At 36.3% G+C, this 23,277-nt stretch carries 23 protein-coding genes and 1 riboswitch; of the genes, 14 read left to right on the top strand and 9 right to left on the bottom strand.

The features are described 5' to 3' along the window. Nucleotides 1-40: 40 nt before the first annotated feature. Nucleotides 41-811: an SDR family NAD(P)-dependent oxidoreductase gene (locus AC1Q8N_RS13610; protein WP_048545673.1), complete on the bottom strand. Its 771-nt coding sequence runs from the start codon at nt 809-811 to the stop codon at nt 41-43. 137 nt (nt 812-948) lie between these two features. Here AC1Q8N_RS13610 and AC1Q8N_RS13615 point away from each other — a divergent pair, with 137 nt between their 5' ends. The 5 genes from AC1Q8N_RS13615 to AC1Q8N_RS13635 all read left to right on the top strand — a co-directional run bounded on the left by AC1Q8N_RS13615 (nt 949) and on the right by AC1Q8N_RS13635 (nt 4,529). Next, complete coding sequence (locus AC1Q8N_RS13615) at nt 949-1,308, top strand: MerR family transcriptional regulator (RefSeq protein ID WP_048545671.1); 360 nt, start codon at nt 949-951, stop codon at nt 1,306-1,308. 415 nt (nt 1,309-1,723) lie between these two features. Next, the gene (locus AC1Q8N_RS13620) at nt 1,724-2,068 is read left to right on the top strand and encodes a DMT family transporter (RefSeq protein WP_048545668.1); all 345 of its coding nucleotides are present in this window, start codon (nt 1,724-1,726) and stop codon (nt 2,066-2,068) included. Between the two features lie 2 nt (nt 2,069-2,070). After that, entirely contained in the window at nt 2,071-2,385 is a 315-nt protein-coding gene (locus AC1Q8N_RS13625; protein ID WP_000539670.1) for a DMT family transporter, read from the top strand. A gap of 151 nt (nt 2,386-2,536) precedes the next feature. Continuing rightward, entirely contained in the window at nt 2,537-3,115 is a 579-nt protein-coding gene (locus tag AC1Q8N_RS13630) for a TetR/AcrR family transcriptional regulator (RefSeq protein WP_001993037.1), read from the top strand. 211 nt (nt 3,116-3,326) lie between these two features. Next, nucleotides 3,327-4,529 (top strand): MFS transporter, encoded by a 1,203-nt coding sequence (locus tag AC1Q8N_RS13635; RefSeq protein WP_048545666.1) that lies wholly within the window; start codon nt 3,327-3,329, stop codon nt 4,527-4,529. 186 nt (nt 4,530-4,715) lie between these two features. On the opposite strand, the gene AC1Q8N_RS13640 is transcribed toward AC1Q8N_RS13635, so the two are convergent. Further along, nucleotides 4,716-5,054 (bottom strand): winged helix-turn-helix transcriptional regulator, encoded by a 339-nt coding sequence (locus tag AC1Q8N_RS13640; RefSeq protein ID WP_000997915.1) that lies wholly within the window; start codon nt 5,052-5,054, stop codon nt 4,716-4,718. A gap of 170 nt (nt 5,055-5,224) precedes the next feature. Between AC1Q8N_RS13640 and AC1Q8N_RS13645 the strand changes: the two genes are divergently transcribed. Both AC1Q8N_RS13645 and AC1Q8N_RS13650 read left to right on the top strand, forming a co-directional pair. Further along, nucleotides 5,225-5,764 carry an ester cyclase gene (locus AC1Q8N_RS13645; protein WP_061672626.1) on the top strand — a complete coding sequence of 180 codons (540 nt, stop codon included), beginning with the start codon at nt 5,225-5,227 and terminating at the stop codon, nt 5,762-5,764. A gap of 23 nt (nt 5,765-5,787) precedes the next feature. Beyond that, nucleotides 5,788-6,333, top strand: a complete 546-nt coding sequence (locus AC1Q8N_RS13650) for an NAD(P)H-dependent oxidoreductase (RefSeq protein WP_048545661.1) — start codon at nt 5,788-5,790, stop codon at nt 6,331-6,333. A gap of 21 nt (nt 6,334-6,354) precedes the next feature. On the opposite strand, the gene AC1Q8N_RS13655 is transcribed toward AC1Q8N_RS13650, so the two are convergent. Then, nucleotides 6,355-8,094: an SgrR family transcriptional regulator gene (locus tag AC1Q8N_RS13655; RefSeq protein WP_048545660.1), complete on the bottom strand. Its 1,740-nt coding sequence runs from the start codon at nt 8,092-8,094 to the stop codon at nt 6,355-6,357. A gap of 105 nt (nt 8,095-8,199) precedes the next feature. Here AC1Q8N_RS13655 and AC1Q8N_RS13660 point away from each other — a divergent pair, with 105 nt between their 5' ends. Next, complete coding sequence (locus tag AC1Q8N_RS13660; RefSeq protein WP_098079865.1) at nt 8,200-9,462, top strand: MDR family MFS transporter; 1,263 nt, start codon at nt 8,200-8,202, stop codon at nt 9,460-9,462. A 51-nt stretch (nt 9,463-9,513) separates the two neighbouring features. Here AC1Q8N_RS13660 and AC1Q8N_RS13665 read toward each other — a convergent pair whose 3' ends face one another. The 5 genes from AC1Q8N_RS13665 to gapN form a co-directional block, all read right to left on the bottom strand. Next, entirely contained in the window at nt 9,514-9,717 is a 204-nt protein-coding gene (locus AC1Q8N_RS13665) for a hypothetical protein (protein ID WP_001063863.1), read from the bottom strand. Between the two features lie 324 nt (nt 9,718-10,041). Further along, a complete protein-coding gene (locus AC1Q8N_RS13670; RefSeq protein WP_061672622.1) occupies nt 10,042-10,557 on the bottom strand; it encodes a type 1 glutamine amidotransferase domain-containing protein in 516 nt (171 codons plus the stop codon). Between the two features lie 281 nt (nt 10,558-10,838). After that, complete coding sequence (locus tag AC1Q8N_RS13675) at nt 10,839-12,038, bottom strand: ABC transporter permease (protein WP_262753547.1); 1,200 nt, start codon at nt 12,036-12,038, stop codon at nt 10,839-10,841. Between the two features lie 60 nt (nt 12,039-12,098). Next, nucleotides 12,099-13,523, bottom strand: a complete 1,425-nt coding sequence (locus tag AC1Q8N_RS13680) for an amino acid permease (protein ID WP_048545652.1) — start codon at nt 13,521-13,523, stop codon at nt 12,099-12,101. A gap of 146 nt (nt 13,524-13,669) precedes the next feature. After that, nucleotides 13,670-13,852, bottom strand: a riboswitch (Lysine riboswitch). A gap of 178 nt (nt 13,853-14,030) precedes the next feature. Next, entirely contained in the window at nt 14,031-15,470 is a 1,440-nt protein-coding gene (gene gapN, locus AC1Q8N_RS13685) for an NADP-dependent glyceraldehyde-3-phosphate dehydrogenase (protein WP_087985762.1), read from the bottom strand. 589 nt (nt 15,471-16,059) lie between these two features. On the opposite strand from gapN, the gene AC1Q8N_RS13690 reads away from it, so the two are divergent. The 5 genes from AC1Q8N_RS13690 to AC1Q8N_RS13710 all read left to right on the top strand — a co-directional run bounded on the left by AC1Q8N_RS13690 (nt 16,060) and on the right by AC1Q8N_RS13710 (nt 22,334). Continuing rightward, the gene (locus AC1Q8N_RS13690; protein ID WP_493521213.1) at nt 16,060-17,820 is read left to right on the top strand and encodes an ABC transporter ATP-binding protein; all 1,761 of its coding nucleotides are present in this window, start codon (nt 16,060-16,062) and stop codon (nt 17,818-17,820) included. Further along, a complete protein-coding gene (locus tag AC1Q8N_RS13695) occupies nt 17,817-19,817 on the top strand; it encodes an ABC transporter ATP-binding protein (protein WP_075312062.1) in 2,001 nt (666 codons plus the stop codon). Before AC1Q8N_RS13690 ends, AC1Q8N_RS13695 begins: the two co-directional genes overlap by 4 nt. A gap of 271 nt (nt 19,818-20,088) precedes the next feature. Next, nucleotides 20,089-20,886, top strand: coding sequence for an amino acid ABC transporter substrate-binding protein (locus tag AC1Q8N_RS13700; RefSeq protein ID WP_046957228.1), 798 nt, complete (start codon nt 20,089-20,091; stop codon nt 20,884-20,886). Next, nucleotides 20,873-21,571, top strand: coding sequence for an amino acid ABC transporter permease (locus AC1Q8N_RS13705; protein WP_033657688.1), 699 nt, complete (start codon nt 20,873-20,875; stop codon nt 21,569-21,571). Before AC1Q8N_RS13700 ends, AC1Q8N_RS13705 begins: the two co-directional genes overlap by 14 nt. A gap of 28 nt (nt 21,572-21,599) precedes the next feature. After that, on the top strand, nt 21,600-22,334 hold the full coding sequence (locus AC1Q8N_RS13710; RefSeq protein ID WP_098048661.1) for an amino acid ABC transporter ATP-binding protein: 735 nt from the start codon (nt 21,600-21,602) through the stop codon (nt 22,332-22,334). 51 nt (nt 22,335-22,385) lie between these two features. Here the strand turns inward: AC1Q8N_RS13710 and sasP are convergent, their stop codons facing one another. Beyond that, the gene (gene sasP / locus AC1Q8N_RS13715; protein ID WP_000013349.1) at nt 22,386-22,589 is read right to left on the bottom strand and encodes a small acid-soluble spore protein, SasP family; all 204 of its coding nucleotides are present in this window, start codon (nt 22,587-22,589) and stop codon (nt 22,386-22,388) included. Between the two features lie 438 nt (nt 22,590-23,027). Here sasP and AC1Q8N_RS13720 point away from each other — a divergent pair, with 438 nt between their 5' ends. Then, nucleotides 23,028-23,273, top strand: a complete 246-nt coding sequence (locus tag AC1Q8N_RS13720) for a hypothetical protein (protein ID WP_000510463.1) — start codon at nt 23,028-23,030, stop codon at nt 23,271-23,273. Nucleotides 23,274-23,277 lie beyond the last annotated feature (4 nt).

Genomic DNA, 23,277 nt, shown 5'->3' on the forward strand with positions numbered 1-23,277 from the left:
ATTATTTACGTAATAGTGGGCATCTATATTTTAGGGGAATTTAAGAACTTGAATTCGTTTTTCTTACCGCAAAATTAAAAATGGGATTTTTAAGCTCATAGTTATAAGTAGAACCATCGACAAGCCCTACAACTTTATCGCTTTCGTAAAGATCAAGCATAAATTGTGCCATTTGTTTTGCGGTGTGGAATTTCGGTACAACATTATCGTATTGGAATTCATCAATATCAAATGAACGTTTTGCAAACTCTGTTTCAGTTGCACCAGGCGCTAAAACCTTTGCTTGCAGTTTTGCACCTTGTTGTTTCAATTCGTGAGATAAACCTTCTGTAAATGCACTTACATAGAATTTCGTAGCGCAATACGTAACAGCATCAGCAACGATTGTGTATCCACCGCCTGATGAAACGTTAATAAGTTGTGTGCCATCAACCATTGAATAATCTCGAACGAAAAGAGAGGAGAGTATTGTTAGTGCTTCTATATTTACATGTAACATCGTTTCTATTTTATTTAAATTTTGTTCAGCAATTGAGGCGAAATTACCAAACCCTGCGTTGTTAATCCACGTTTCAATTTGAAAGGCTTGTAGGCTTTCATACAGCTTATAAACATTTTCCGTAATAGATAAATCTGTTCTTCGAATAACAACATCCAATTCTGGATTCATTTCGTTAATTTTTAATTTTAATCCGTCTAATTCTTCTTGTCTTCGAGCTACAAGTATTAAGTTCTTTCCGCGAGCTGCAAAGGCTAAAGCCGATTCATAGCCAATTCCAGAACTAGCACCAGTAATAACAGTGTATTTCATATAAAATCCCCCTAAATTCAAATAAATATATTATGGTTAGATTTTATTTGTTAGAGTATACTCTAAGTCAAATGTTTTTTATGAAGTTGATAAGGCTATAAAATATATGCGGGTAAGCACGTGGAGGGAGTTAGAGTATGTACACAATTAGCGAGGCGGCTAAATTAATAGGAGTGAGTACACATACACTACGTTATTATGAAAAAGAAAATATATTAATTGCAAATCGCGATACAAATGGGAATCGAATGTATGAAGAGTCACATATAAAGTGGTTGCAGTTTGTCATGAAATTAAAACAAACGCAAATGCCAATAGCGAAAATAAGAGAATACGCTAGGTTATATTTAGAAGGGGAGCATACAACCGAAGCTCGTTTACAGCTCCTAGAAGATCATAGGAAATCTATTCAGATTCAAAGAGAAACCTTAGTAATTACAGAAAAGATGCTTGAGAATAAAATTATTGCATATAAGGCCTCTTTGGAAAGTAAATAGAAAACATAATCCGACCCTTAATTATTTATGATAAAAATGGATTTGATCTCATAGTGTGCCGGCAAATAAAAAAGAGCAGCTAGCAAAAGCTAACTGCTCTATTCAAGGGATCTCTCCAAGGGGGAGTGGAGAAAATATTATGTTACTAGCAGTATTGACAGGTTATTAGGAAATATACAAATCGGATGAAAGAAATTTCAAATAATCTTTCGGTATTGACAGTTTTTAAAATATTCATGTACAATACATATGAATGACATTCAGTCATTTTCGTATGGCAGGATTTAGTTATCTTGGCAATGGAACAAATATAAATGGTAAATGAGGATGATAGTTGTTTATATATAGTAGTGATGAAGGAGTATATTTTTTTAAAACAAAAATGACTGATAGTCAGTCATAAGAGGTGAGAGGTATGAAAAATAGAGCTTGGTTATATGTCATATTAACATGTATCTTTGAAATTTTTTGGGTGTTTGGTTTTAATACCGCCGATACTTGGTGGCATTGGATTATTATTTTAGGAGTTATCGCTGTTGATTTTCACTTCCTTTCTAAAGCGTGTGAACATCTTGCGACAGGGACTGTATATGCCATTTTTGCCGGAGCTGGTACGGTAGGGACTTTCTTAATGGATGTATTCCTTTTCGGCGGGAGTTTTAGCGTAGGGAAACTATTCTTTATCATGATGGTTGTAGCTGGCGTTATCGGTTTAAAGTTAGCTGATAATAAAGAAGAAACTGTGGAAGGAGCTGCTTAAAGATGGGTTGGTTTTTCGTATTTTGTGCTGCAATTAGTGAAATAGTCGGTGTGATTGGTCTTAAAATGTATAGTAAAGATAAAACGTTAGCAAATGGTGCAATTTATATAGGTGGATTTGCTACATCCTTCGCATTCTTGTATACATCTTTCTTATTTTTACAAGTAAGTGTCGCTTATGCGGTTTGGATTGGTATTGGAACAGCAGGTGCCGTTTTATTAAACATGTTCCTGTTTGGTGAGTCGAAAAGTAAAGCACGTATCATTAGTGTGGCTCTTATTGTATGCGGAGTGACAGGATTAAAGGCTCTTTCTTAAAGATATATTGTATTTTATCTCCTAATGGTTTATTAGGAGATTTTTATTATTAAAAAATGATTTCCTCTTAGAGTTCACTATCATTGACAGTACAATCGATTATCTTATAAAATGAGTGACAGTCATTCAATATGTGTGTGAAAGGGTTTAGATGATGAATAAAAAAGAAAAAATTGTCTATGCAGCTATTGAAGTGTTTCAGGAAAAGGGCGTTGAAAAAACGAAGATTTCTGATATCGTGAAATTGGCTGGCATTGCACAAGGAACTTTCTATTTATATTTTCCTTCTAAGTTATCTGTTATGCCTGCAATAGCAGAAGTAATGGTTGAAAAGATGATACTTGCAGTGAAAGAAAAAGTGCAAAATGATGCGCCTTTCTCAAGTAAAGTGACGCAAGTAATAGATGCGGTGTTTCACTTTATAGCGGAATATCGTGAAATACAAGCTTTAATGTATGCGGGTCTTGCATCTACAGAACATATAAAAGAATGGGAAGCTGTGTATGAGCCTCTTTATATGTGGCTAAGCGAGTTTTTAAGTGCGGCGAAAGAAGCTGGTGAAATTCGTGATTCGGTTCATGCGGAAAGAACGGCTAAGTTATTTATCGCTCTTGTTGAATCTGCAGCGGAACAAGTTTATTTATATGACCATAAAGATGATGAGCAAGTCGAGCTACAAAAGGCAGAAGTACTAGATTTTTTAACACATGCACTACATATAAAGAAGTAGTAAGATGAACCTGTCTGAAAAGGTAGGTTCATTTTTGAGGAAAACTGAATGATAGTCATTCACCTAATGCGTATGTATGTGTGAAAGGATAGAGTGAAATTCTAATGAGTGGGGGCATCTCTACTCATGACTAGCCCACAAATAGCAGGATAAAGAAAAAGCTTCTTGGGCATTATTTTTTTGAGGAACTTACGGGAAGAGGTGTTAAAAAGTGAAGAAACCGATAAAAGAACAAAAGATGGTATTGGTCATTCTTTTGAGTAATATATTTATCGCTTTTTTAGGGATTGGATTAATCATTCCGGTTATGCCGTCCTTTATGAATGACATGAGTTTAACAGGGAAGACGATGGGATATCTCGTTGCAGTATTCGCAATGGCTCAGCTCATTACGTCACCTATTACAGGCCGGTGGGTTGACCTTTACGGTAGGAAGAAAATGATCATCATTGGATTATTTATTTTTGGTGTTTCAGAACTTCTTTTTGGATTAGGAAAAGATGTGTGGATGCTTTATGCAGCACGGGTGTTAGGCGGAATTAGTGCCGCGTTTATTATGCCTGGTGTTACGGCATATGTTGCGGATATTACATCTATGCAGGAACGTCCAAAGGCGATGGGATATTTATCAGCGGCGATTAGTACTGGTTTTATTATAGGGCCTGGAATTGGTGGGTTTATTGCAGAATACGGTATACGTGTGCCGTTTTTCGTTGCAGCAGCAATTGCCTTTATAGCATGTGTAATTTCGATCTTTATTTTAAAAGAACCGTTAACGAAAGAAGAACTTGCAGAGATTTCTGCTAACACGAAAGAATCAAGTTTTATTGGTGATTTAAAGAAATCATTACATCCAATGTATGCAATTGCATTTATTATCGTATTTGTACTCGCATTCGGATTATCAGCGTATGAAACTGTGTTTAGTCTATTTTCTGATCATAAGTTTGGATTCACCCCGAAAGATATTGCGGCAATTATTACGATTAGCTCAATCTTTGGGGTAGTTGTGCAAGTATTTATGTTTGGCAAATTAGTCGACATGTTCGGTGAAAAAGTGTTAATTCAAATATGTTTAATTGTAGGTGCAGTATTAGCGTTCGTTTCAACTGTAGTCTTTAATTATTGGATTGTACTTCTCGTTACTTGCTTTATTTTCTTAGCATTTGATTTACTTCGTCCAGCTTTAACGACATTTTTATCAAAGGCAGCTGGAAAAGAGCAAGGATTCGTTGCTGGTATGAACTCGACTTATACGAGTTTAGGAAATATCGCAGGACCAGCGATGGGCGGAATATTATTTGATATGAATATTCATTATCCATATGCATTTTCAGGAGTTGTTTTAATAGTTGGTCTCGGCATTACATTTATGTGGAGAGAGAAACAGCTAGCTGAAAGTTTTGCGAAGTAATAAAACCCCTTACGACGGTAAGGGGTTTTTGTTTTATCCCGCTTTAATGGGCAGTAAGACCCCCAGCTCAAAATTCACTGAAAGCAAAGAATTTAGGTGGGGGTCGGGCTGCCCATTAAAGTCCGATTGGTGAGGGCTAATAATCAGTGGGGGATGAAGAAAACCCCCACTGATTAAAGTTTCACTTTATAAGCTTAATCCAAACCGTTTTAATTCAATGAAAATCCCCTCTAATTGCTTTCCTTTATCCGTTAATGTGTACTCTACACGAGGCGGAACTTCTGGATATACTTTTCTCGTTATAATGCCTTGAGATTCTAATTCTTTTAGTCGAAGCGATAATGTTTTCGGACTAATCCCGTCCATTGATTTTTGTAAATCACTAAAGCGTAATGTTCCTTCGATAAGAAGGTCACGAATGATTAAAAACGTCCATTTTGTACGAATTACATCAAGTGTTTTAGCGATAGGACAAGGTATGCCAGGTAAACCTTTCGTTAATTCAACTGGATTTATATCGTTCATGGAACTAGCCTCCATAAAATTTTTTTTGGATGAATTTGCTTTATAGTATCACAAAACTATACTTTTGGTAACTATATGAAAAAAATATTACTACTTCCATAAAGGAAGTTAGTGCATATACAATAGCAATACGAAACAAAAAGGATTTATATAAGGAGGTGGTGATTTCCATGGGGATAAAAAAGTTATTTGGATTTCTTAGTTTGTTTGTTATTTGTATTGTACTTGTAGCATGCGGCGTGGAACAAAAAACGGAAATCCAGTTATTAAAAGAAATGCCAAAGCCAAAAGCAATGACAATTGATCCCTCACTAAGTAAAAAAGAAGCGACAGAGATGGTTCATGCAGCGCAGCGTTTTTATGCATTTTGGGATACAGGTAAAGAGGAACTTATTCTGCAAACTGTTTCTGAAAATTTTTCCGATAATACATTGCCGAAAGGGCGACCACAAGGAACTGAAGGATTAAAGTTTGCGGCACAAAATTTTCGTAAAGTTGTTCCTAATATACATTGCGAGATTGAAGATTTATTAGTCGTTGGTGATAAAGTAACAGCTCGTCTTTCTTTTACAGGAACGCACAATGATAAGAAAATCAATTTTTTTGCCATTGATATTTTACATGTGAAAGATGGAAAGATCACGGAAGACTGGCATTTAGAAGATAATCTTACGCTGAAACAACAACTTGGGTTAATAGCTGAAGAGTAAATTATATAGGGGAGAGAAAAGCAATGAAAAATATATTTATTATAAATGGACATGAAAAATACGGTACGAAAGAAGGACGATTAAATAGAACGTTAGTTGATTATATGGTAACGGTATTAAGTGAGAAGCATCATGTGAAAACAACAACGATTCAAGATGGCTATAGTATTAAAGAAGAACAAGAGAAGTTTTTATGGGCGGATGTTGTGATTTATCAAACACCGATTTACTGGTTTAGTGTACCGGGCTTATTTAAAACGTATATGGATGAAGTATATGAATATGGTTTGTTCTTTAAAGGTGCTGATGAATATGGAACAGGCGGTTTATTAAAAGAGAAAGCGTATATGTTTTCTACAACTTGGAATGCACCTGAAAAGGCATTTGGAGATAAGACGAAGTTCTTTGAAGGGGAAAGTTTAGAGTCAACGCTTAGCCATTTACACCGCGTGCAAAAGTTTCTTGGCATGAGTCCGTTAAAGAGCTTTGCTTGTTATGATGTGGTGAAGCATCCTACAATTGATAAGTATTTAGAGAACTTGAAGAATCATTTAGAAGAAATCATTTAATAATTACAGCCATCCCCATATTTAATGCGGGGATGGCTGTATCCATAATTTCGCAAAATTTGCCCAACCGAATGAATCAATTGTTACGTTTTTCAAAGAAGAAGGGTATGTTTTTCTTTTTAAAACGTGATAGTTAAATAAAATGATGTGTTCTGTTTGTAAAAATTCTTCGATCTCATACATGAGTTCGTAGCGCTTTTCTTTATTTTCTTCTAATAAAAATGTATCAAGTAAACAGTTAATTTGTTTTTCATAGTGCGGGTCCATGAACCGGTTTACGAAGCAACTTTTATTTTTAAATACATTTAAGAATGCAAGTTCATGATCGGCAGCAAACACTTCTCCCATGAAAATAATATCGGCATGTTTATCAATAGAGCGATCCATATAATCTGAAACGGGAAATGGGTGAAGCTCTACTTGTATACCTAAACTTTCACATCGTTCTTTTAGGAAATGAGCGTCATTTGCACTATCTTTAAATGCGAAGAAGTAAATATGTATCGTTTCTCCATTATAGGTGCTCTTTTTTAAATACTCTTTTGCCTTCTCTAAAGAGTAGGATCTTTTAGGAACTTGGCGGCTTCTTTCAGGGAAAAAGCTTGAAGCAGCAATTGTTCGTCTACCCTCTATGCTACGAAGTATCGTTTCAACGTCATATAGTTCTCTCCAAGCTTTTCGAAAGTAAATGTCGTGATGAGGACCAGGTTTTGTAAAGTTGAAGCTAGCATAAATACAACCTATTTCTTCTATTTGTATATCATGCCTTTCATTTTCCTCTTCATTTGGCAGTTCATAATCAGCATCTATTTGCACATGATCAGGAATACCCCAAAATTCAATACGGTCTAATAACGCGCGCTCTTTAAAATAATGGGTGAACGCTTCGAGTACGATATTATCTTCCGAGTAATGAGCAAGTTTGAAAGGTCCAGTACCTATATAATGATGATTTTGAATACTCGTATCACGCGGTAAAATTGCGAGCTGCATTGAACTTACATAGTGTAAGAAAAATAAATTTGGTTTCGCTAAATGGAATCGAATTTGCAGTGGTGATGGCGTTTCAATTTGAACAATTTCTTCTGTTAACCATTCGAAAGGAGAGTGAACTTCTTTTAGTCTTTCAAATGAAAATTGTACATCTTTAGAAGTTAAAACTGTTTCGTTATGAAAATATACATCCTTTCGTAAATAAAAAGTCCACGTAAGTCCGTCTTCACTTAATTCCCACGTATGCGCAATGTGTGGTTCCATTTTTTCAGTAACATCGTTATAGACGACTAACGTATCAAAAATTTGACTCGTAAGATGGCTCTCTGTAGTTACAGCCACAAAAGCCGGATCTAATGGGAATATCTTTCTCGATATAGGAATCTTTAATATGTCGTACATATCATTTGAAGGTTCGTATCCAAAATGATGATGTAGTTTATTTTCTATTTTTTTTTGAAGTGTAAAGGGTAGGGGCTCTTTTAAAAGAAGAAAAATATCCTTTAACTTTTCTTGCGTTAACAGTTCATCTGTATAGGACTCAATCGCTTCTACGAAATTATGTATAAATAGGATTTCCGTTTTATTCCCGCGGCCTCGCCCGGGAGTCCAGCGAATTAATTGCTCCTCACTCATCTTCTTTAATAAAATTTTTACGTTTTTCGTACTGCAATATAAAATATCTGCTAACTCTTGTAAGCTATTTCGCATATGTTGTTGATCTTGCGCATGTAATCTTAACCGAATGTAATAGTCCATAATTTTCATATATACACTTCCTTCTATAATAAAAGGGGAAACTCTTTAGAATATTCTAACCTTTTTCTTCCTTTTTTTCAAAGTAAAATAAGTAAGCATAAGGAGGGGGAAACAATGGGGTTTTGGAGTATGCATCGAAATATAAAAATTAGAATTATAACTTCGTTTTTAACACGTGCTGTGTCCACGATGATTTTTCCATTTATGGCGATTTACTTTTCCATAAAGTTAGGTAGTGCGATTGCAGGTGCGTTATTACTCATTAATGTCATAGCTTCATTAGTAATTGGTTTATACGGTGGATATGTGGGAGATCGGCTCGGTCGTAAAAAAGTGATGATTATCGGTCAAAGTATACAAGTCATTTCAATCGCTTGTATGGGGGTTGCGAATTCGGATTATGTAGACTCACCGTGGCTAACATTTATATTTATGTTAGTGAATAGTTTAGGATCTGGACTTATGAATCCTGCGACAGAGGCGATGTTAATTGATGTGAGTACACCGGAAAACCGAAAAGTGATGTACAGCATTAACTACTGGGCAATTAATTTATCCATTGCGATTGGAGCGATATTTGGCGGATTACTATTTGAGAACTATAGATTACAATTGTTTATCGGATTAACAGTTATTGCAGTTATTACATTATATGTGATGGCCGTATATATGGAAGAAGTGTATGTAGCACGAAAAACGGTAGAGAAGAAAAATGTATTAAAAGATATGGCGGATAGTTATAAAGCCGTGATGAAAGATAGAGCATTTCTAATTTTTTGTGCAGCAAGTATATGCACATTATCTTTAGAGTTTCAGGTTAATAATTATTTAGGAGTACGTTTGCAGCAGGAATTTGAAACGGTGCACTTTTTCTTTTGGAATGGTGTTACGTTTGATTTAACAGGTATTCGAATGATGAGCTGGATTTCAGCAGAGAATACAATTTTAGTTGTGTTATGTTCGGCGCTTCTTATTAAAATGCTGAAACGCTTCAATGATTTGAAAATCTTATATGTAGGTTTATTCATTTATACGATTGGCTTTACAATACTCGGAACGAGCAATAGTTTATGGATCTTATTAATCGCAGGGCTTTTCCAAACGGTAGGAGAGATGATGTATGTGCCAGTACGTCAATCTATAATGGCAGATATGGTGCCAAACGAGGCAAGAGGTTCTTATATGGCGATTAACGGAATGGTCTTTCAAGTGGCAAAAATGAACGGGGCATTAGGTGTTATGATAGGCTCATTTCTTGCATCTTGGGGCATGAGTGCTCTGTACTTTATCGTTGGCATGAGCAGTATTTTATTATTTATGAAGGCGATAGGGAAAGAGAAGTATGAGGATGAGAGAAATGTTTCTCAAATTGGATGAAACTATATAAAAGCGAACCAGTTATACTGGGACTCGCTTTTTATATAATTTTTAGAACGGATCTACTTCAGCTAAATTTGGAGTAGTGTTAGGCTGTAGCAAAAGATTCTTTAATGTGCCTACTTCAGAAAGAGCGACTAATATGTAGCCACTAATCAGTACAATAAGTCCGATGACGCGTAACGTTTGTAAGCTCACTTCATTATTATTCGTTTCCGTTGGATTTGGGGGCGTTGAAGGTGGATTGTTATTCATAAATAAGGCTCCCATCTTTTGTATTTATATATGTGCGAAATCGTTATTTAACTTATGGATAGGAATTATATAGTCATTTTCACTATATGAGAACTGCCTATGAAAAGTGATAAGAAATTTTGGGATGAGAAAAGAGTGTAACCCAAAAGGCCATTAAAACTACACTTTTGGATTACACTCTTTTTATTTATCCCGCTATTTGTGGTGGTCGGATTTTCTGTAAACGACCAGTTGGTGAGGGCTAATTAATCAGTGGGGGATGAATAAAACTCCACTGATTAATTATTTTCATGTAAATAAAAGGAGGTTAGTTAACCAAAGTAGCTATCCTAATATACGCAACGATTCTTCAATAAACGCTGGGATGTCTTCCGGTTGTCTACTTGTAACTAATTGATTTTGGCATACGACGACTTCTTTATCATGGAAATTTCCACCGGCATTTTTTAAATCGACCGAAATGGATTTATATCCAGTCACATCACGTCCTTCAAGCGTTTGGGCAGTGATGAGTAATTGGGGGCCGTGACAAATAGCAAAAACAGGTTTTTTCGCATCCATAAATGCTTTGCTAAAGCGAACGAAACGTTCATCTGCACGAAGTATATCTGGGGAAAATCCGCCTGGTATGAAGAGGGCATCAAAGTTCTCTGGAGAAACATCATCGATACCTTTATCAATTACAACTTCACTTTTTCCTTGTTTACCGTGTATCGTTTTACCTTTTTCTGCTTCAATAGTTGTTAATTCATATCCCTTTTGTTTAAAAGCTTCTGCTGGCTCTGTGTATTCTGTGTCCTCGAAATAATCTGTTATTAAAGTAGCAATTTTTTTACTCATTCTAATCCGCTCCTTACATTATATTATCGGTTTCAGAATCATCCTTGAGCAATGTCTTTTATAAAGTGAAACTTTAATTCATATTTTTTCATTCCCTCCAGTTTCTTTGCCCTGTTACTTTAATACATACCCTTTTTGTTAGGACGTAAACATGTATTATCGTTTTTTTATGTGAAATTATAAAATATCGGTTGTGCTGGTGATTCTTGTTTGAGGAGGGAAAATAAAAAAGCCAAGGAGAGAATTTATTCTCTCCTTGGCTTTTAAGATAATTCTTTTCGTTAAAACGCAGAAACGCGTTGCTTCGTTTTTGGTACAATAATAAATTTGATCCAGAGTAATCCGATAATCATAATGATAAGGCTATGTAAAAATTGACTTGTAGCAATGAGTATAACAATTGAAAATACAATGAGTTGAATGCTTAGCAATATAAAGATTAAGCGAAGAAATTGGTTCATTCGTTTTTCAGTATCAATTGGATATAATGCTACAATAATATTTCCCGAAAAATATTTCCATAAGGAACGTAGCTGCATAGAAATCATATATAGGACGATGTAAGAGATAGCACCTTTTGCGTATATGTTTGGTATAAAATATAAGGCGAAGGCACCGATTACCCCTAAGCGGATATATATACCGAAATAATCATTCCCGCGTAAAAATGCGAGTGTATGTAAATAGAAGAAAGTTGCTCGTTTTTTATGTAATAAAGGTTCAATCCAATTTGTAAGCCATTTTCTTTTATTTACTTGCTTATTCAGTTGCGGAACATCGGTGAAAATGCTAGCAAATTGATAAAAACGAACGTTCATTTTTTCTTCTTGCTCGATTATGTAATCCCACGGTATTCGTTTTGTAGGCTGTTTTTTCGTATATAGAAGTAGGAAAGCAAGTAGTAAGAGCAATCCGCCTAATATGAGAACATGTGCCGAGTAAAACAGCATATAAATGATTAAGGCGTTACAAGCAATACGAATAATGAACCATATGTTTTTTTCATGACTATCACGCCACATCCAATGTGTATATATATTCCAAGCTTTCGTAATCATTAAAACGATAAAGATTGTACATAAGAAAGGTACAGTTACTTGTAATGATTGCAGGGCAAGTGGAACGAGAATAAGGAACGTAAATAATAATGGAAAAAGCTGAATGATGTAATTATATAGAAGAGATTTTTTAAAATAAGACGTTAGTTTCTCTTCTAATGCAAGTAAATAGACAGCATCAGGTTTTTGAATAAATGTACGGATAGGACATCTCGTTATAATCGCTGTTAGGACGATTGTAATAAGTAATAAAGATAGTCCTTTAGAAGGAGCTGTTTTAAGAAACTTTGCATAATAGTAAGCACCTATACAGGCAACGAAGATAAAGCTATATAGTAAACCGTTAATCATACGTGCAAAGTATGTAATGATATTTTGAATATGTTGTTGGAAGCGGCTGCTCCATAGCGATTCGATTGACATGTTTTTCACCTCTTTGTTCTATTATATATGTTTTATAAAAGAAAAAACGAGCAAATTGCGTTATGCAACTTGCTCGTTTTTCTTTTCGTTATTTTTTTTCTGATCACGATTCATTAATGGATAGAAGGCAAAGCCGATTACGAATAAACCAATTCCGAGAAGGAACGTTTTTATATCGGATGCGCCGGTTTTAATAACCCATAGTGCGTAGCAAAGTGCGATCACTGCGACTATGCCATCTGTAATTCTTGCCCGCATTTCATTTTTATATGTTTCACCAGTTGCGACTAGTTTTAACTGGAAGATTGGTGAAACGAGATATGGAATGAGGTAGGCCAGTGTTGATACGGTAATAACGAATGTATAAGCTTCCGCAATAGTTCCTGATAATGTTGAGAATAAGAACACTTGCGACATAATGTTTGTTAATCGTAATGAGTAAATTGGACTTCCTTTTTTATTTGTTTTTGTGAAGAAGGAAGGGAAGAAACCTTCTTTTGCTGCTTGATACGGTACTTCTGAGCTTAATAAAATCCAGCCTAATATAGAACCGAATAGGGAAGTAAGAGCAAGTAATGCCATCAGTTTCCCGCCGCCATGACCCATTGCAGCGTTTAATGCATCTGCTAATGGACGTTCAGAAGCTTGTAATTTATCAACGTGAAGTACACCCATTGTTAAAATTGTAATTCCTAAGTAAATCGCAACTGTAATAAGTAATCCTGCAACTGTTGCGCGTTTTACTGTTTTAGGAGAGGTAGCACGGTTTGATAAAAGTACTGCCGATTCAATTCCGATAAATGCCCAAAGCGTTGTAAGAGCAGCTAAGTTTACTTGTGAAAGAAGGCCGTGTGATACACCTGATTTATCGATCATCGGTGTGTACCATTGTCCAAACTTAGAAGCTTCGAATGCAAATAAAGTAACGACGATGAATAAAAGGAATCCAGTTACTTTCGTTGTTGTTGCTAAGAAGTTTAGCTTTCCAGCTCCGCTTACACCGTTTGTTAATATAATATGAGTTCCCCAAAGTAAGATGGAACAAATCGTAAATGTAATTAGTTTTCCGACTTCTATGTTAAAAGAACCGATTGAAAATAGTAGTCGTGTATCTTTCATAATTGGGAAGAAGAGTGATAAATATCCCGCAAATGATGTAATGATGGCAACGTTACTTGCCCAGTTTGCTACCCAATATCCCCATACCATACTGAAACCAGCCATTTTTTTCTTTTTTGGTGTTGAGAATAAAGCATATGCATGACTTTGTGGTCCTGTCGTTAAATCAGGACGACGAATTGCTAAATTACCGAAAACAAGAGCTAGCATTAAAACACCAAACCCTGTTGTTAACCAAGCTAAAGTGACACCGAGAGGGCTTGCTGTTTGTGCCAACGTACTTGGCACCATGAAAATACCAGCGCCAACCATGTTACCGACAACGAAAGCTGTTAATACCCAAAAGCCCCATTTTTTTTGTTGCATAGAAAATACCTCCAAAGTTAGTATAACCAAGTCAAGCGAGGAGATATGTATGTCTTCTTAGTAGAGAAGAGAAGTCCCAAACAAAACAAAAAAAGCACGTAATTTGCCGCTACATGCTTTCTATCTTATAAGAAACCCACGACATACCTCTCGATAGCTCTCCACAAACGAAACGTTTGTGACAGTTCTGCACTTATTAAATGCAGACCCAGCAAGCGTGCATGGTGGACACGGGCTTACTTCGGCAATCATTCCTTTCTCATTCCTTCATCAATGCCACTACATCTCCTGAAATGATACTCTTAATGACTGCAACCTCTACCTCACCGAGATACGAATGAGGATTTAAATATTAAATTAACGTCTTTAAGAGTAACAAATGAATTTTTATACGTCAATGGATATAGTAATAATCAGATTATAGAGAAGAGTTTGTTATTAGGAATGAATAATTATTTGATATAAAAAGAAGCTGATCCAAAACTAGATCAGCTTCTACATATAAGATTAAACTAAGTTTAATACTGTTACTTTTTCACGTGTCATAGACTCAAGGCTCTTACGAATACCTTGTGCGCCCATACCTGAACCTTTTACACCGATGAATGGGAAGTGGTCAGGGCCGCGCTCTGTGCGTCCGTTAATTTGAACAGAACCAGTTTCGATTTTGTTAGCAATTGCAAATGCTTTGTTAATGTCTTTTGTGAAGACACTTGCTTGTAGACCGAACTCTGATTTGTTAGCAATTTCAATTGCTTGTTCATCTGAAGAAACACGGATGATTGGAAGGATTGGGCCGAAGGGCTCTTCCCAAGCAACTTTCATTTCTTCTGTTACGTGGTCGATTAATGTTGGGTAAATTAAGTTACGCTCACGTTTGTTACCGATAACGATTGTTGCACCTTTTTCAACAGCGTCGTCAACTAAGCCTTGAACGAAGTCAGCAGACTTGTCGTCGATTAATGGAACGATTGTGCTGTCTTGTTCTGGAGATCCAACTGATAGCTCAGCTACTTGCGCTTTTAATAAGCTAACAAGCTCGTCCGCTACGTTTTCGTGTACAAGTACACGTTTAATAGCAGTACAACGTTGACCAGAGTAAGAGAATGCACCGCTTACGATATGGTTTGCAGCATCTTGTAAGTCAGCATCTTCACGAACGATACCAGGGTCTTTACCACCAAGTTCTAATACAAGTGGAATCATTGCAGCTTTTTTCGCTAAATGTTTACCTGTGTTTGTACCACCTGTGAACGATACCATATTGATGCCTTCGTGTTCTACTAAGTAGTCACCAATTACAGAACCGCGTCCTGTAGCTACGTTTACAAGACCTTTTGGAAGGCCAGCTTTATGAAGTGCTTCAACCATTTTAATACCACTAATTGCACCTTGAGTTGCTGGTTTGAAAATAACAGCGTTACCCATAATTAATGCTGGTGCAAGTTTTGCAGCAGATAAGTTTACTGGGTAGTTAAATGGTGCGATTGCTAATACAACACCAAGGGGTGCGCGTTGGATGATCGCAAGTTTAGATTTCGTTCCGCCAGGGAAGCTATCGCCCATCATGCTTTCTCCGTGCATATGAAGAGCTTCTTCGATTGTGTAACGAATGAAATCAGCTGTACGAACAACTTCTTTCTTCGCATCTTTATAACCTTTACCGACTTCTTTCATAATGATATCGGCAATTTCATCTTGCATATTTACGAGCTCATCAGCCCATTTATATAAATATTTTGCGCGATCTTGTAGAGAAGCTTCCGCCCATGATTTTTGAGCTTCTTTTGCAGATGCAATTGCTTCATCTACTTCTCCGCGAGTAATTGCTTGTACTTGTCCAATTACTTCGTGTAAGTATGGAGATGGAATTTCGATTGTTTCTCCTGAAGAGCTTTCTCTCCATTCTCCGTCTAAATAAAATTTGTACGTATTGCTAGTTGTCATGATTAGTCCTCCTAAAATAGCAACTTGTAAGAGTGAGTATAAGGTGATTGTAGGGTGTTTGATAACATTTTTCAAATGAAATGTTTGTGAAAACGATTTCTTATTCTTTTTTTATTTTGTATGCCCTTTCTTACAGAAGATTCCCTTATTTCAAAATGATGTAGCGTATATTTTTATTCGGTTTGTAAAAAAACAATTGACAGAATACTCAATAAAGTTGTAAGATTATAAATGGAAAATAAATGAAGGGGGTGTGCGTAATGATTGTAATCGTAAATGTGATGGGCTTAGCTCTGTTAAATGGCAGAAAACATTCATATCATTACGCAGCCCGTGCGGATATATAAGGCATCTTTGTCTTATAAAAAGCGTACGTTGCGTATATCGTAACGTACGCTTTTATGCATTTTTGTGCATATCGTCAAGCGGCGGTATGCTTTTTTTTGTTTATTTTCCACGTTACTATATAAAAATTTGGAAGGTGGAAAAATGTGATGAGACTGTATGGATTACGAAATGTAAATGTGATGGATCTGGATAGTGGGTAAAGAAATGGGAGTGAAACGAGAACGAGAAGGGAGAGGTTACATTGTTATCAGTATTACTAAAGTTAAAATGGTTTTTTAAAGAGCATTGGAAGAGATATAGTATCGCCATTGGAGCTCTTTTAATTGTAAATATAGTTGAAGTCATTCCCCCGAAAGTGTTAGGGGTTACGATTGATAATATAAAAACAGGAACGTTAACGAATGCAGCAATTATGCAATTTATTCTTATTTTAATAGGGGTTACGGTAATTGGATATGGTCTTACTTTCGTTTGGCAACATCAATTGTTTGGGGGAGCATTCGTACTGGAGAAGACGATGCGCTCTAAATTTATGGGGCATTTACTTAAGATGACACCGACGTTTTATCATAAAAATCGTACTGGTGATTTAATGGCGAGAGCGACAAATGATTTAAAAGCAATTGCTATGACAGCTGGTTTCGGTATATTAACGCTCGTGGATTCGAGTTTATATATGCTTACGATTGTCTTTATGATGGGATTTACAATTAGTTGGGAGCTTACATTTGCGGCACTTATACCGCTTCCGATTATGGCGTATGCGATGAACATATATGGAAAGAAATTGCATGAGAGATTTACAGTTGCGCAAGATGCGTTCGGAGATATGAATGATAAAGTACTTGAATCGATCGCTGGTGTGCGCGTTATTCGTGCATACGTACAAGAGAACGCGGATCAGGAAAGATTTCATCATTTAGGAGATGACGTATACGAAAAAAATATGAAAGTAGCTAGAATCGATGCATTATTCCAGCCAACTGTGAAAATGCTTGTTGGTCTTAGTTATTTAATTGGTTTAGTGTATGGCGCGTATCTTGTATTTCAATCAAAGGTAACACTTGGTGAACTTGTTTCATTTAACGTGTATTTAGGGATGATGATTTGGCCGATGTTTGCAATTGGCGAATTAATTAATGTTATGCAAAGAGGAAATGCTTCATTAGACCGTGTGAATGAAACGTTAGCGTATGAACCGGATGTCAAGGATCCGAAAAATCCAAAGCTTGTACAAGAGCCGGATTATATTCAGTTCGATGACGTTACCTTTTCATATCCTTCATCAACTGAAACAAATTTAAAAAAGGTTTCATTTACATTAAAACAAGGGGAAACGCTTGGGGTTGTTGGAAAAACAGGAAGCGGAAAAACGACGCTCGTACGCCAGCTTCTTCGTCAATACCCACTTGGAGATGGGGATATTGCAGTCTCTGATGTGACGTTAGATAACATAACGAATGAAAATGTACTCGGATGGATTGGGTATGTACCTCAGGAACATATTTTGTTCTCAAAAACAGCGAGGGAAAATATTTTATTCGGAAACCGAGAAGCGACGGAAGAAGAACTCGAGAAAGCGATTGAAATTGCGGCGTTTAAAAAGGATTTAGAGTTTTTACCAGAAGGGTTAGAAACGCTCGTTGGAGAGAAGGGTGTTTCTTTATCAGGAGGGCAAAAACAAAGGATTTCAATTGCGCGAGCTGTCATTCAAAATCCAGAAATTTTAATTTTGGACGATTCTTTATCAGCTGTTGATGCTCGTACGGAAGCAGCGATCATTGAAAATATAAGAACAGAAAGAAGCGGAAAAACGACGATTATTACGACGCACCGTTTATCTGCCGTACAACATGCGGATTGGATTCTCGTTATGGATGAAGGAGAAGTAATGGAAGAGGGTACGCATGAACAGCTTATTCAAAGCGGAGGCTGGTATGCTGAGCAGTTTGAAAGACAACAAGGGGAAAATGAAAGTGCGGATAGTGGGGTGAAAATATGAGCGTTTCAAAACGATTGTTTCAATATGCGATGAAAGTAAAAGGGACAATTTTTGCAGCGATGCTAATGTTATTTATTTTCGTTATCGCAGAGCTTGCTGGTCCTTTCGTCGCGAAAACGATGATTGACGATCATATCGTCGGGATAGAGAAACCTTGGTATGAAACAGAAAAGAGTGAAGAGGCTGTTTCGTATAATGGCGCCTTTTATAAGCGAAGTGATCGCTTCCAGGAAGGTGAGAAAAAAGGAAAAGAAGTACGCGTGATGCAAGTCGGTTTTCAATATTACTTTGTACCGAATAAAGTGAATGCTGAAGGGTCACGTACTGTAAAAGATGATATGATTACCGTCCAAAATGGTAAGGCAGTGCAAGTGTATAAAGCGAAAGCATTAACGAAAGAAGAAGTGTTTGCGTTTTATAAACCAGAAATAAACCCCCTATTATTACTTGGTGGTGGTTATTTCGCTTTATTAGTAGTTGTCTCATTATTTGCATACGGAAAGCAATTTTTCCTACAGAAGGCAGCGAACAAAATTATTCAAATTATGAGGGAAGATGTCTTTTCTCATATTCAAACGTTGCCGATTCGTTATTTCGATCATTTACCAGCAGGGAAAATTGTATCGCGTGTTACGAATGATACGGAAGCCATTCGTGATTTATACGTAACGGTACTGGCGACATTCGTTTCTAGTATCATTTATATTATCGGGATATTCGCTGCGCTATTTTTACTCGATGTAAAATTGGCGACGTTATGTTTACTTATCATCCCGATTTTAATTGTTTGGGCAATTCTTTATAGAAAGTATGCGTCTGTATACAATCATAAAATGCGCTCACGTTTATCTGATATTAACGGAACAGTGAATGAATCTATTCAAGGGATGCCGATTATTCAAGCGTTTCGTCAAGAGCGTGAAACGAAGAAAGAGTTTGAAGAATTAAATGGCGATTATTTTAAGTATCAAAATAAAATTTTGAATTTAAATGCAGCAACTTCTCATAATTTAGTGTCTGTATTAAGAAATATCGCTTTCACAGGTGTGATTTGGTATTTTGGTGGTGCTTCATTAAGTGCTTCAGGCGTCATTTCTCTAGGGATATTGTATGCGTTCGTTGATTATTTAACACGATTGTTCTCGCCAATTACAAATATGGTAAATCAGCTTGCTAACTTAGAACAATCGCGTGTTGCATCAGAACGTGTTTTTGAATTGTTAGAGGAAAAAGGGGAAGCAGTAGAAGAGGAACGTATGCCTCGCCTACAAGGAAATGTGAAGTTTGATAATGTGTCGTTTTCTTATAATGGAAAAGATGAAGTGCTAAAAAATATTTCTTTTGAAGCGAAACAAGGAGAGACAGTGGCACTTGTCGGTCATACTGGATCAGGAAAAAGTTCTATTATGAATGTACTCTTCCAGTTTTATGAGTTTGAAAAAGGGAAGCTTACGATTGATGGTCACGATGTAAAAGCGATGCCAAAACAAGCAACGCGTGAACATATGGGAATCGTACTGCAAGATCCGTTTTTATTTAGCGGGACGGTCGCTTCTAATGTAAGCTTAGAGAATGAAAAAATTTCAGAAGATCGCATCGTAAAAGCATTGCGTGATGTTGGCGCTGAACGGTTTGCGAACAATATAGATGAAGAAATTACGGAGAAAGGAAGCACACTTTCAACCGGAGAACGTCAGCTTATTTCGTTTGCTAGAGCACTCGCTTTTGATCCAGCCATTTTAATTTTAGATGAAGCAACGTCTAGTATTGATACAGAAACAGAGGCGATGATCCAACAAGCGTTAGAAGTTGTGAAAAAAGGAAGAACGACATTTATTATCGCTCATCGTCTTTCCACAATTAAAAGCGCAGATCAAATTATTGTGCTTGATAGAGGAACGATTTTAGAAAAAGGCTCTCATGATGAACTAATGAAAAAGCGCGGGCGTTATTACGATATGTACAAAACGCAAATGGAAGGAAACCAGAGCGCTTAATATGTATGGAGGAGAACTTGTGATTTTCACAAGTTCTTTTTTAGTGAATCAGGGCAGTTAAATAAGAAGTATTGTTTTACCTTTTTCTTTATAAATGCTATATTAAAAAATGTTACTTATTTTTTGTATGTAGCGTTATTTTCTCCTTTTGTTTGATTATGAAGAAAAAGGATAAACTAAATAAGAACATTTTCATTGAAAAATTGTTCAAGATTGCATACAATCAATATAGTTTTTAAATTCCTATCAGAATACTTGGAGGATTACCATCATGAAAAAATTATTTTCAGTACTTGCAGTAACTACATTAGCAATCGGGATTGTAGCGGGCTGCGGTAAAGAAGAGAAAAAAGATACAGCTAATCAAGATGCGTTACAAAAGATAAAACAAAGTGGTGAACTTGTAATTGGAACAGAAGGTACATATCCACCGTTCACATTCCACGATTCAAGTAATAAATTAACTGGATTTGACGTTGAATTAGCAGAAGAAGTTGCAAAACGTTTAGGAGTAAAACCTGTATTTAAAGAAACACAATGGGATAGCTTACTTGCTGGTCTAGATGCAAAACGTTTCGACATGGTTGCGAATGAAGTTGGTATTCGTGAAGATCGTCAAAAGAAATATGACTTCTCTAGCCCATATGTTTCATCTTCAGCGGTATTAGTTATTGCGAAGGATAAAGATAAACCTGCTACATTTGCTGATGTAAAAGGATTAAAAGCAGCACAATCTTTAACAAGTAACTATGCAGATATTGCTAAGAAAAATGGTGCAGAAATTACGAATGTAGAAGGCTTTAGCCAAGCTGCAGAATTATTAAACACTGGACGCGTTGATTTCACAATTAATGATAAATTATCAGTGCTAAATTATTTAGAAACGAAAAAAGATGCAAAAATTAAAATTGTAGATACAGAAAAAGAAGCGTCACAAAGTGGATTCTTATTCCGTAAAGGTAGCGACAAGGTAGTACAAGAAGTAAATAAAGCGTTAGAAGATATGAAAAAAGATGGTACGTACGATAAAATAGCGAAAAAATGGTTCGGTGAAAATGTATCTAAGTAGTGCGTTGGTTTCAGATCGATTGTCTACTTGGATAGATATTATGCAGTCTTCCTTCATGCCTATGCTGAAGGAAGCTGTATTTACGACAATTCCATTAACGCTTATTACATTTATTATCGGGATTATACTTGCGACGTTAACAGCGCTTGCACGTATTTCAGGTAGTCGTATTTTACAATGGATTGCTCGTATCTATGTATCTATCATTCGCGGAACGCCACTTCTTGTACAGCTATTTATTATTTTCTATGGTCTTCCAACTCTTAATATTGAAGTTGAGCCATATACAGCAGCAGTTATTGGATTTTCGTTAAATGTTGGTGCGTATGCATCTGAAATTATTCGTGCTTCTATCCTTTCAATCCCGAAAGGACAGTGGGAAGCAGCTTACACAATTGGGATGACATACCCGCAAGCATTAAAACGTGTTATTTTACCGCAGGCAACGCGAGTATCTATTCCGCCGCTTTCGAATACATTTATTAGTTTAGTGAAGGATACTTCATTAGCATCGTTAATTTTAGTAACAGAAATGTTCCGAAAAGCGCAGGAAATTGCGGCAATGAACTATGAGTTTTTAATTGTTTATTTCGAAGCAGGTCTAATTTATTGGGCAATTTGCTTCTTATTATCTATTGTGCAACAAATATTAGAAAAACGTTCAGAACGTTACACTCTAAAATAACCCTTTCATAAAAGGAGTTTTTGTTTTTATGATTTCAATTCAACATTTACAAAAAAGTTTCGGAGATAATACCGTACTAAAACATATAGATTTATCAGTTGAGAAGGGGGAGGTTGTTGTTATTATCGGTCCATCTGGATCTGGTAAAACGACATTCCTGCGTTGTCTCAACGTGTTAGAAACGCCGAACGCTGGTAATATTCGCATCGGTAATAAAGAGCTCGACTTCTCTCAAAAAGTATCGAAGAAAGATATTGTCAATCTTCGTACGCAAACAGGTATGGTATTCCAGCACCATAATCTATTCCCTCATTTAACAGCACTTCAAAATGTAATGGAAGGGCTCGTTACAGTGAAAAAGATGGGGAAAGAAGAAGCGAAGAAAAAAGCGACCTATTTCCTTGAAAAAGTTGGTCTTGCGGATAAAGTAGACTTATATCCGTTCCAATTATCAGGCGGACAACAACAGCGCGTTGGAATTGCTCGCGCGCTTGCGATGGAGCCGGAAGTATTACTATTTGATGAACCGACGTCAGCACTTGATCCTGAACTTGTTCAAGAAGTTCTGAAAGTAATGAAAGAACTTGCTAAAGAAGGCATGACGATGGTGATTGTAACGCACGAAATGCGCTTTGCACATCAAATTGCGAACCGTGTTATTTTTATGGATGGCGGTGTCGTTGTCGAACAAGGTACACCAGAAGATGTATTTACAAATCCAAAAGAAGAACGTACGAAGAAGTTTTTACAAATGTTGCAGTAAATGAAGGAAGGTCTCAAGGCATATGCCTTGAGACCTTTTTGCCATATATATTTATTTTTGGAATCCGCCAAGGCTTTGCTCAGCCATTGCAACTAGACGTTTTGTAATTTCTCCACCAACAGAACCGTTAGCGCGAGCCGTAGAATCTGCCCCTAATTGTACACCAAATTCTTGAGCGATTTCGTACTTCATTTGATCGATTGCAGCTGTTGCTCCTGGTACTACTAATTGATTGTAAGAACTTTGGTTTGCCATAGGAATATATCCTCCTTAGAGTTATAAAAATTTTTTTTGGTTGGACTAGCTGGATTTGAACCAGATTATCGCCCCGTTTGGCGCTAATCCATCGGTAATTAAGTTTGTACTCATAGTATGGATGTTACCTAGAAAGATATACGAAATAATAATTTGTAAATTTTGTAAAAAAATCTTAGTGATTTCGTAAATTATGAAATAAGAGTAATCGTTGTATTTTTTAGAAAGAAGGCTAAACTAAGAGCGATATGAAATATGTTTTTCTTTTTGTATCCCGCTATTGTGGGGCAAATCATTAACTTCTTATTTATGACTTACTAAAATTAAATCGGTAGCAACTTTATAGTTCTATTTTAAGTAGGGGGACAGGACGCTCCTATGCACGGCTAGATGCTCTCTTCAATCTGCTTGTAAATGATAACGTATGGAGGAATCGTGATGGGAATTTGCCCGCTTTGCAACGCATTAGAATCACAAACATATTCTTGTCAAAATTGCCAAGGTATACTCCAAGATTATGGGAAAACTGTAGATTACATAGACGATTATAGTGCGTATATGGATCAAGAATTATTAAGTGCAGTAGATGGTTTAACACATAGTAATTCACAAGAGTACTGCAATCATGTTTTTTATTGCGGGATGTGTAATGTGGAAACAGAGGTTGTAGTGAAACTTGTGTAAATAG

This window comes from Bacillus sp. GW823-FHT06B01 (assembly GCF_058952315.1).

What these genes read in the sequence shown, in the direction of transcription:
- AC1Q8N_RS13610 (WP_048545673.1), bottom strand. Translation starts at nt 811, where the DNA reads ATGAAATACACTGTTATTACTGGTGCTAGTTCTGGAATTGGCTATGAA.
- AC1Q8N_RS13615 (WP_048545671.1), top strand. Translation starts at nt 949, where the DNA reads ATGTACACAATTAGCGAGGCGGCTAAATTAATAGGAGTGAGTACACAT.
- AC1Q8N_RS13620 (WP_048545668.1), top strand. Translation starts at nt 1,724, where the DNA reads ATGAAAAATAGAGCTTGGTTATATGTCATATTAACATGTATCTTTGAA.
- AC1Q8N_RS13625 (WP_000539670.1), top strand. Translation starts at nt 2,071, where the DNA reads ATGGGTTGGTTTTTCGTATTTTGTGCTGCAATTAGTGAAATAGTCGGT.
- AC1Q8N_RS13630 (WP_001993037.1), top strand. Translation starts at nt 2,537, where the DNA reads ATGATGAATAAAAAAGAAAAAATTGTCTATGCAGCTATTGAAGTGTTT.
- AC1Q8N_RS13640 (WP_000997915.1), bottom strand. Translation starts at nt 5,054, where the DNA reads ATGAACGATATAAATCCAGTTGAATTAACGAAAGGTTTACCTGGCATA.
- AC1Q8N_RS13645 (WP_061672626.1), top strand. Translation starts at nt 5,225, where the DNA reads ATGGGGATAAAAAAGTTATTTGGATTTCTTAGTTTGTTTGTTATTTGT.
- AC1Q8N_RS13650 (WP_048545661.1), top strand. Translation starts at nt 5,788, where the DNA reads ATGAAAAATATATTTATTATAAATGGACATGAAAAATACGGTACGAAA.
- AC1Q8N_RS13655 (WP_048545660.1), bottom strand. Translation starts at nt 8,094, where the DNA reads ATGAAAATTATGGACTATTACATTCGGTTAAGATTACATGCGCAAGAT.
- AC1Q8N_RS13660 (WP_098079865.1), top strand. Translation starts at nt 8,200, where the DNA reads ATGGGGTTTTGGAGTATGCATCGAAATATAAAAATTAGAATTATAACT.
- AC1Q8N_RS13665 (WP_001063863.1), bottom strand. Translation starts at nt 9,717, where the DNA reads ATGAATAACAATCCACCTTCAACGCCCCCAAATCCAACGGAAACGAAT.
- AC1Q8N_RS13670 (WP_061672622.1), bottom strand. Translation starts at nt 10,557, where the DNA reads ATGAGTAAAAAAATTGCTACTTTAATAACAGATTATTTCGAGGACACA.
- AC1Q8N_RS13675 (WP_262753547.1), bottom strand. Translation starts at nt 12,038, where the DNA reads ATGTCAATCGAATCGCTATGGAGCAGCCGCTTCCAACAACATATTCAA.
- AC1Q8N_RS13680 (WP_048545652.1), bottom strand. Translation starts at nt 13,523, where the DNA reads ATGCAACAAAAAAAATGGGGCTTTTGGGTATTAACAGCTTTCGTTGTC.
- gapN (WP_087985762.1), bottom strand. Translation starts at nt 15,470, where the DNA reads ATGACAACTAGCAATACGTACAAATTTTATTTAGACGGAGAATGGAGA.
- AC1Q8N_RS13695 (WP_075312062.1), top strand. Translation starts at nt 17,817, where the DNA reads ATGAGCGTTTCAAAACGATTGTTTCAATATGCGATGAAAGTAAAAGGG.
- AC1Q8N_RS13700 (WP_046957228.1), top strand. Translation starts at nt 20,089, where the DNA reads ATGAAAAAATTATTTTCAGTACTTGCAGTAACTACATTAGCAATCGGG.
- AC1Q8N_RS13705 (WP_033657688.1), top strand. Translation starts at nt 20,873, where the DNA reads ATGTATCTAAGTAGTGCGTTGGTTTCAGATCGATTGTCTACTTGGATA.
- AC1Q8N_RS13710 (WP_098048661.1), top strand. Translation starts at nt 21,600, where the DNA reads ATGATTTCAATTCAACATTTACAAAAAAGTTTCGGAGATAATACCGTA.
- sasP (WP_000013349.1), bottom strand. Translation starts at nt 22,589, where the DNA reads ATGGCAAACCAAAGTTCTTACAATCAATTAGTAGTACCAGGAGCAACA.
- AC1Q8N_RS13720 (WP_000510463.1), top strand. Translation starts at nt 23,028, where the DNA reads ATGGGAATTTGCCCGCTTTGCAACGCATTAGAATCACAAACATATTCT.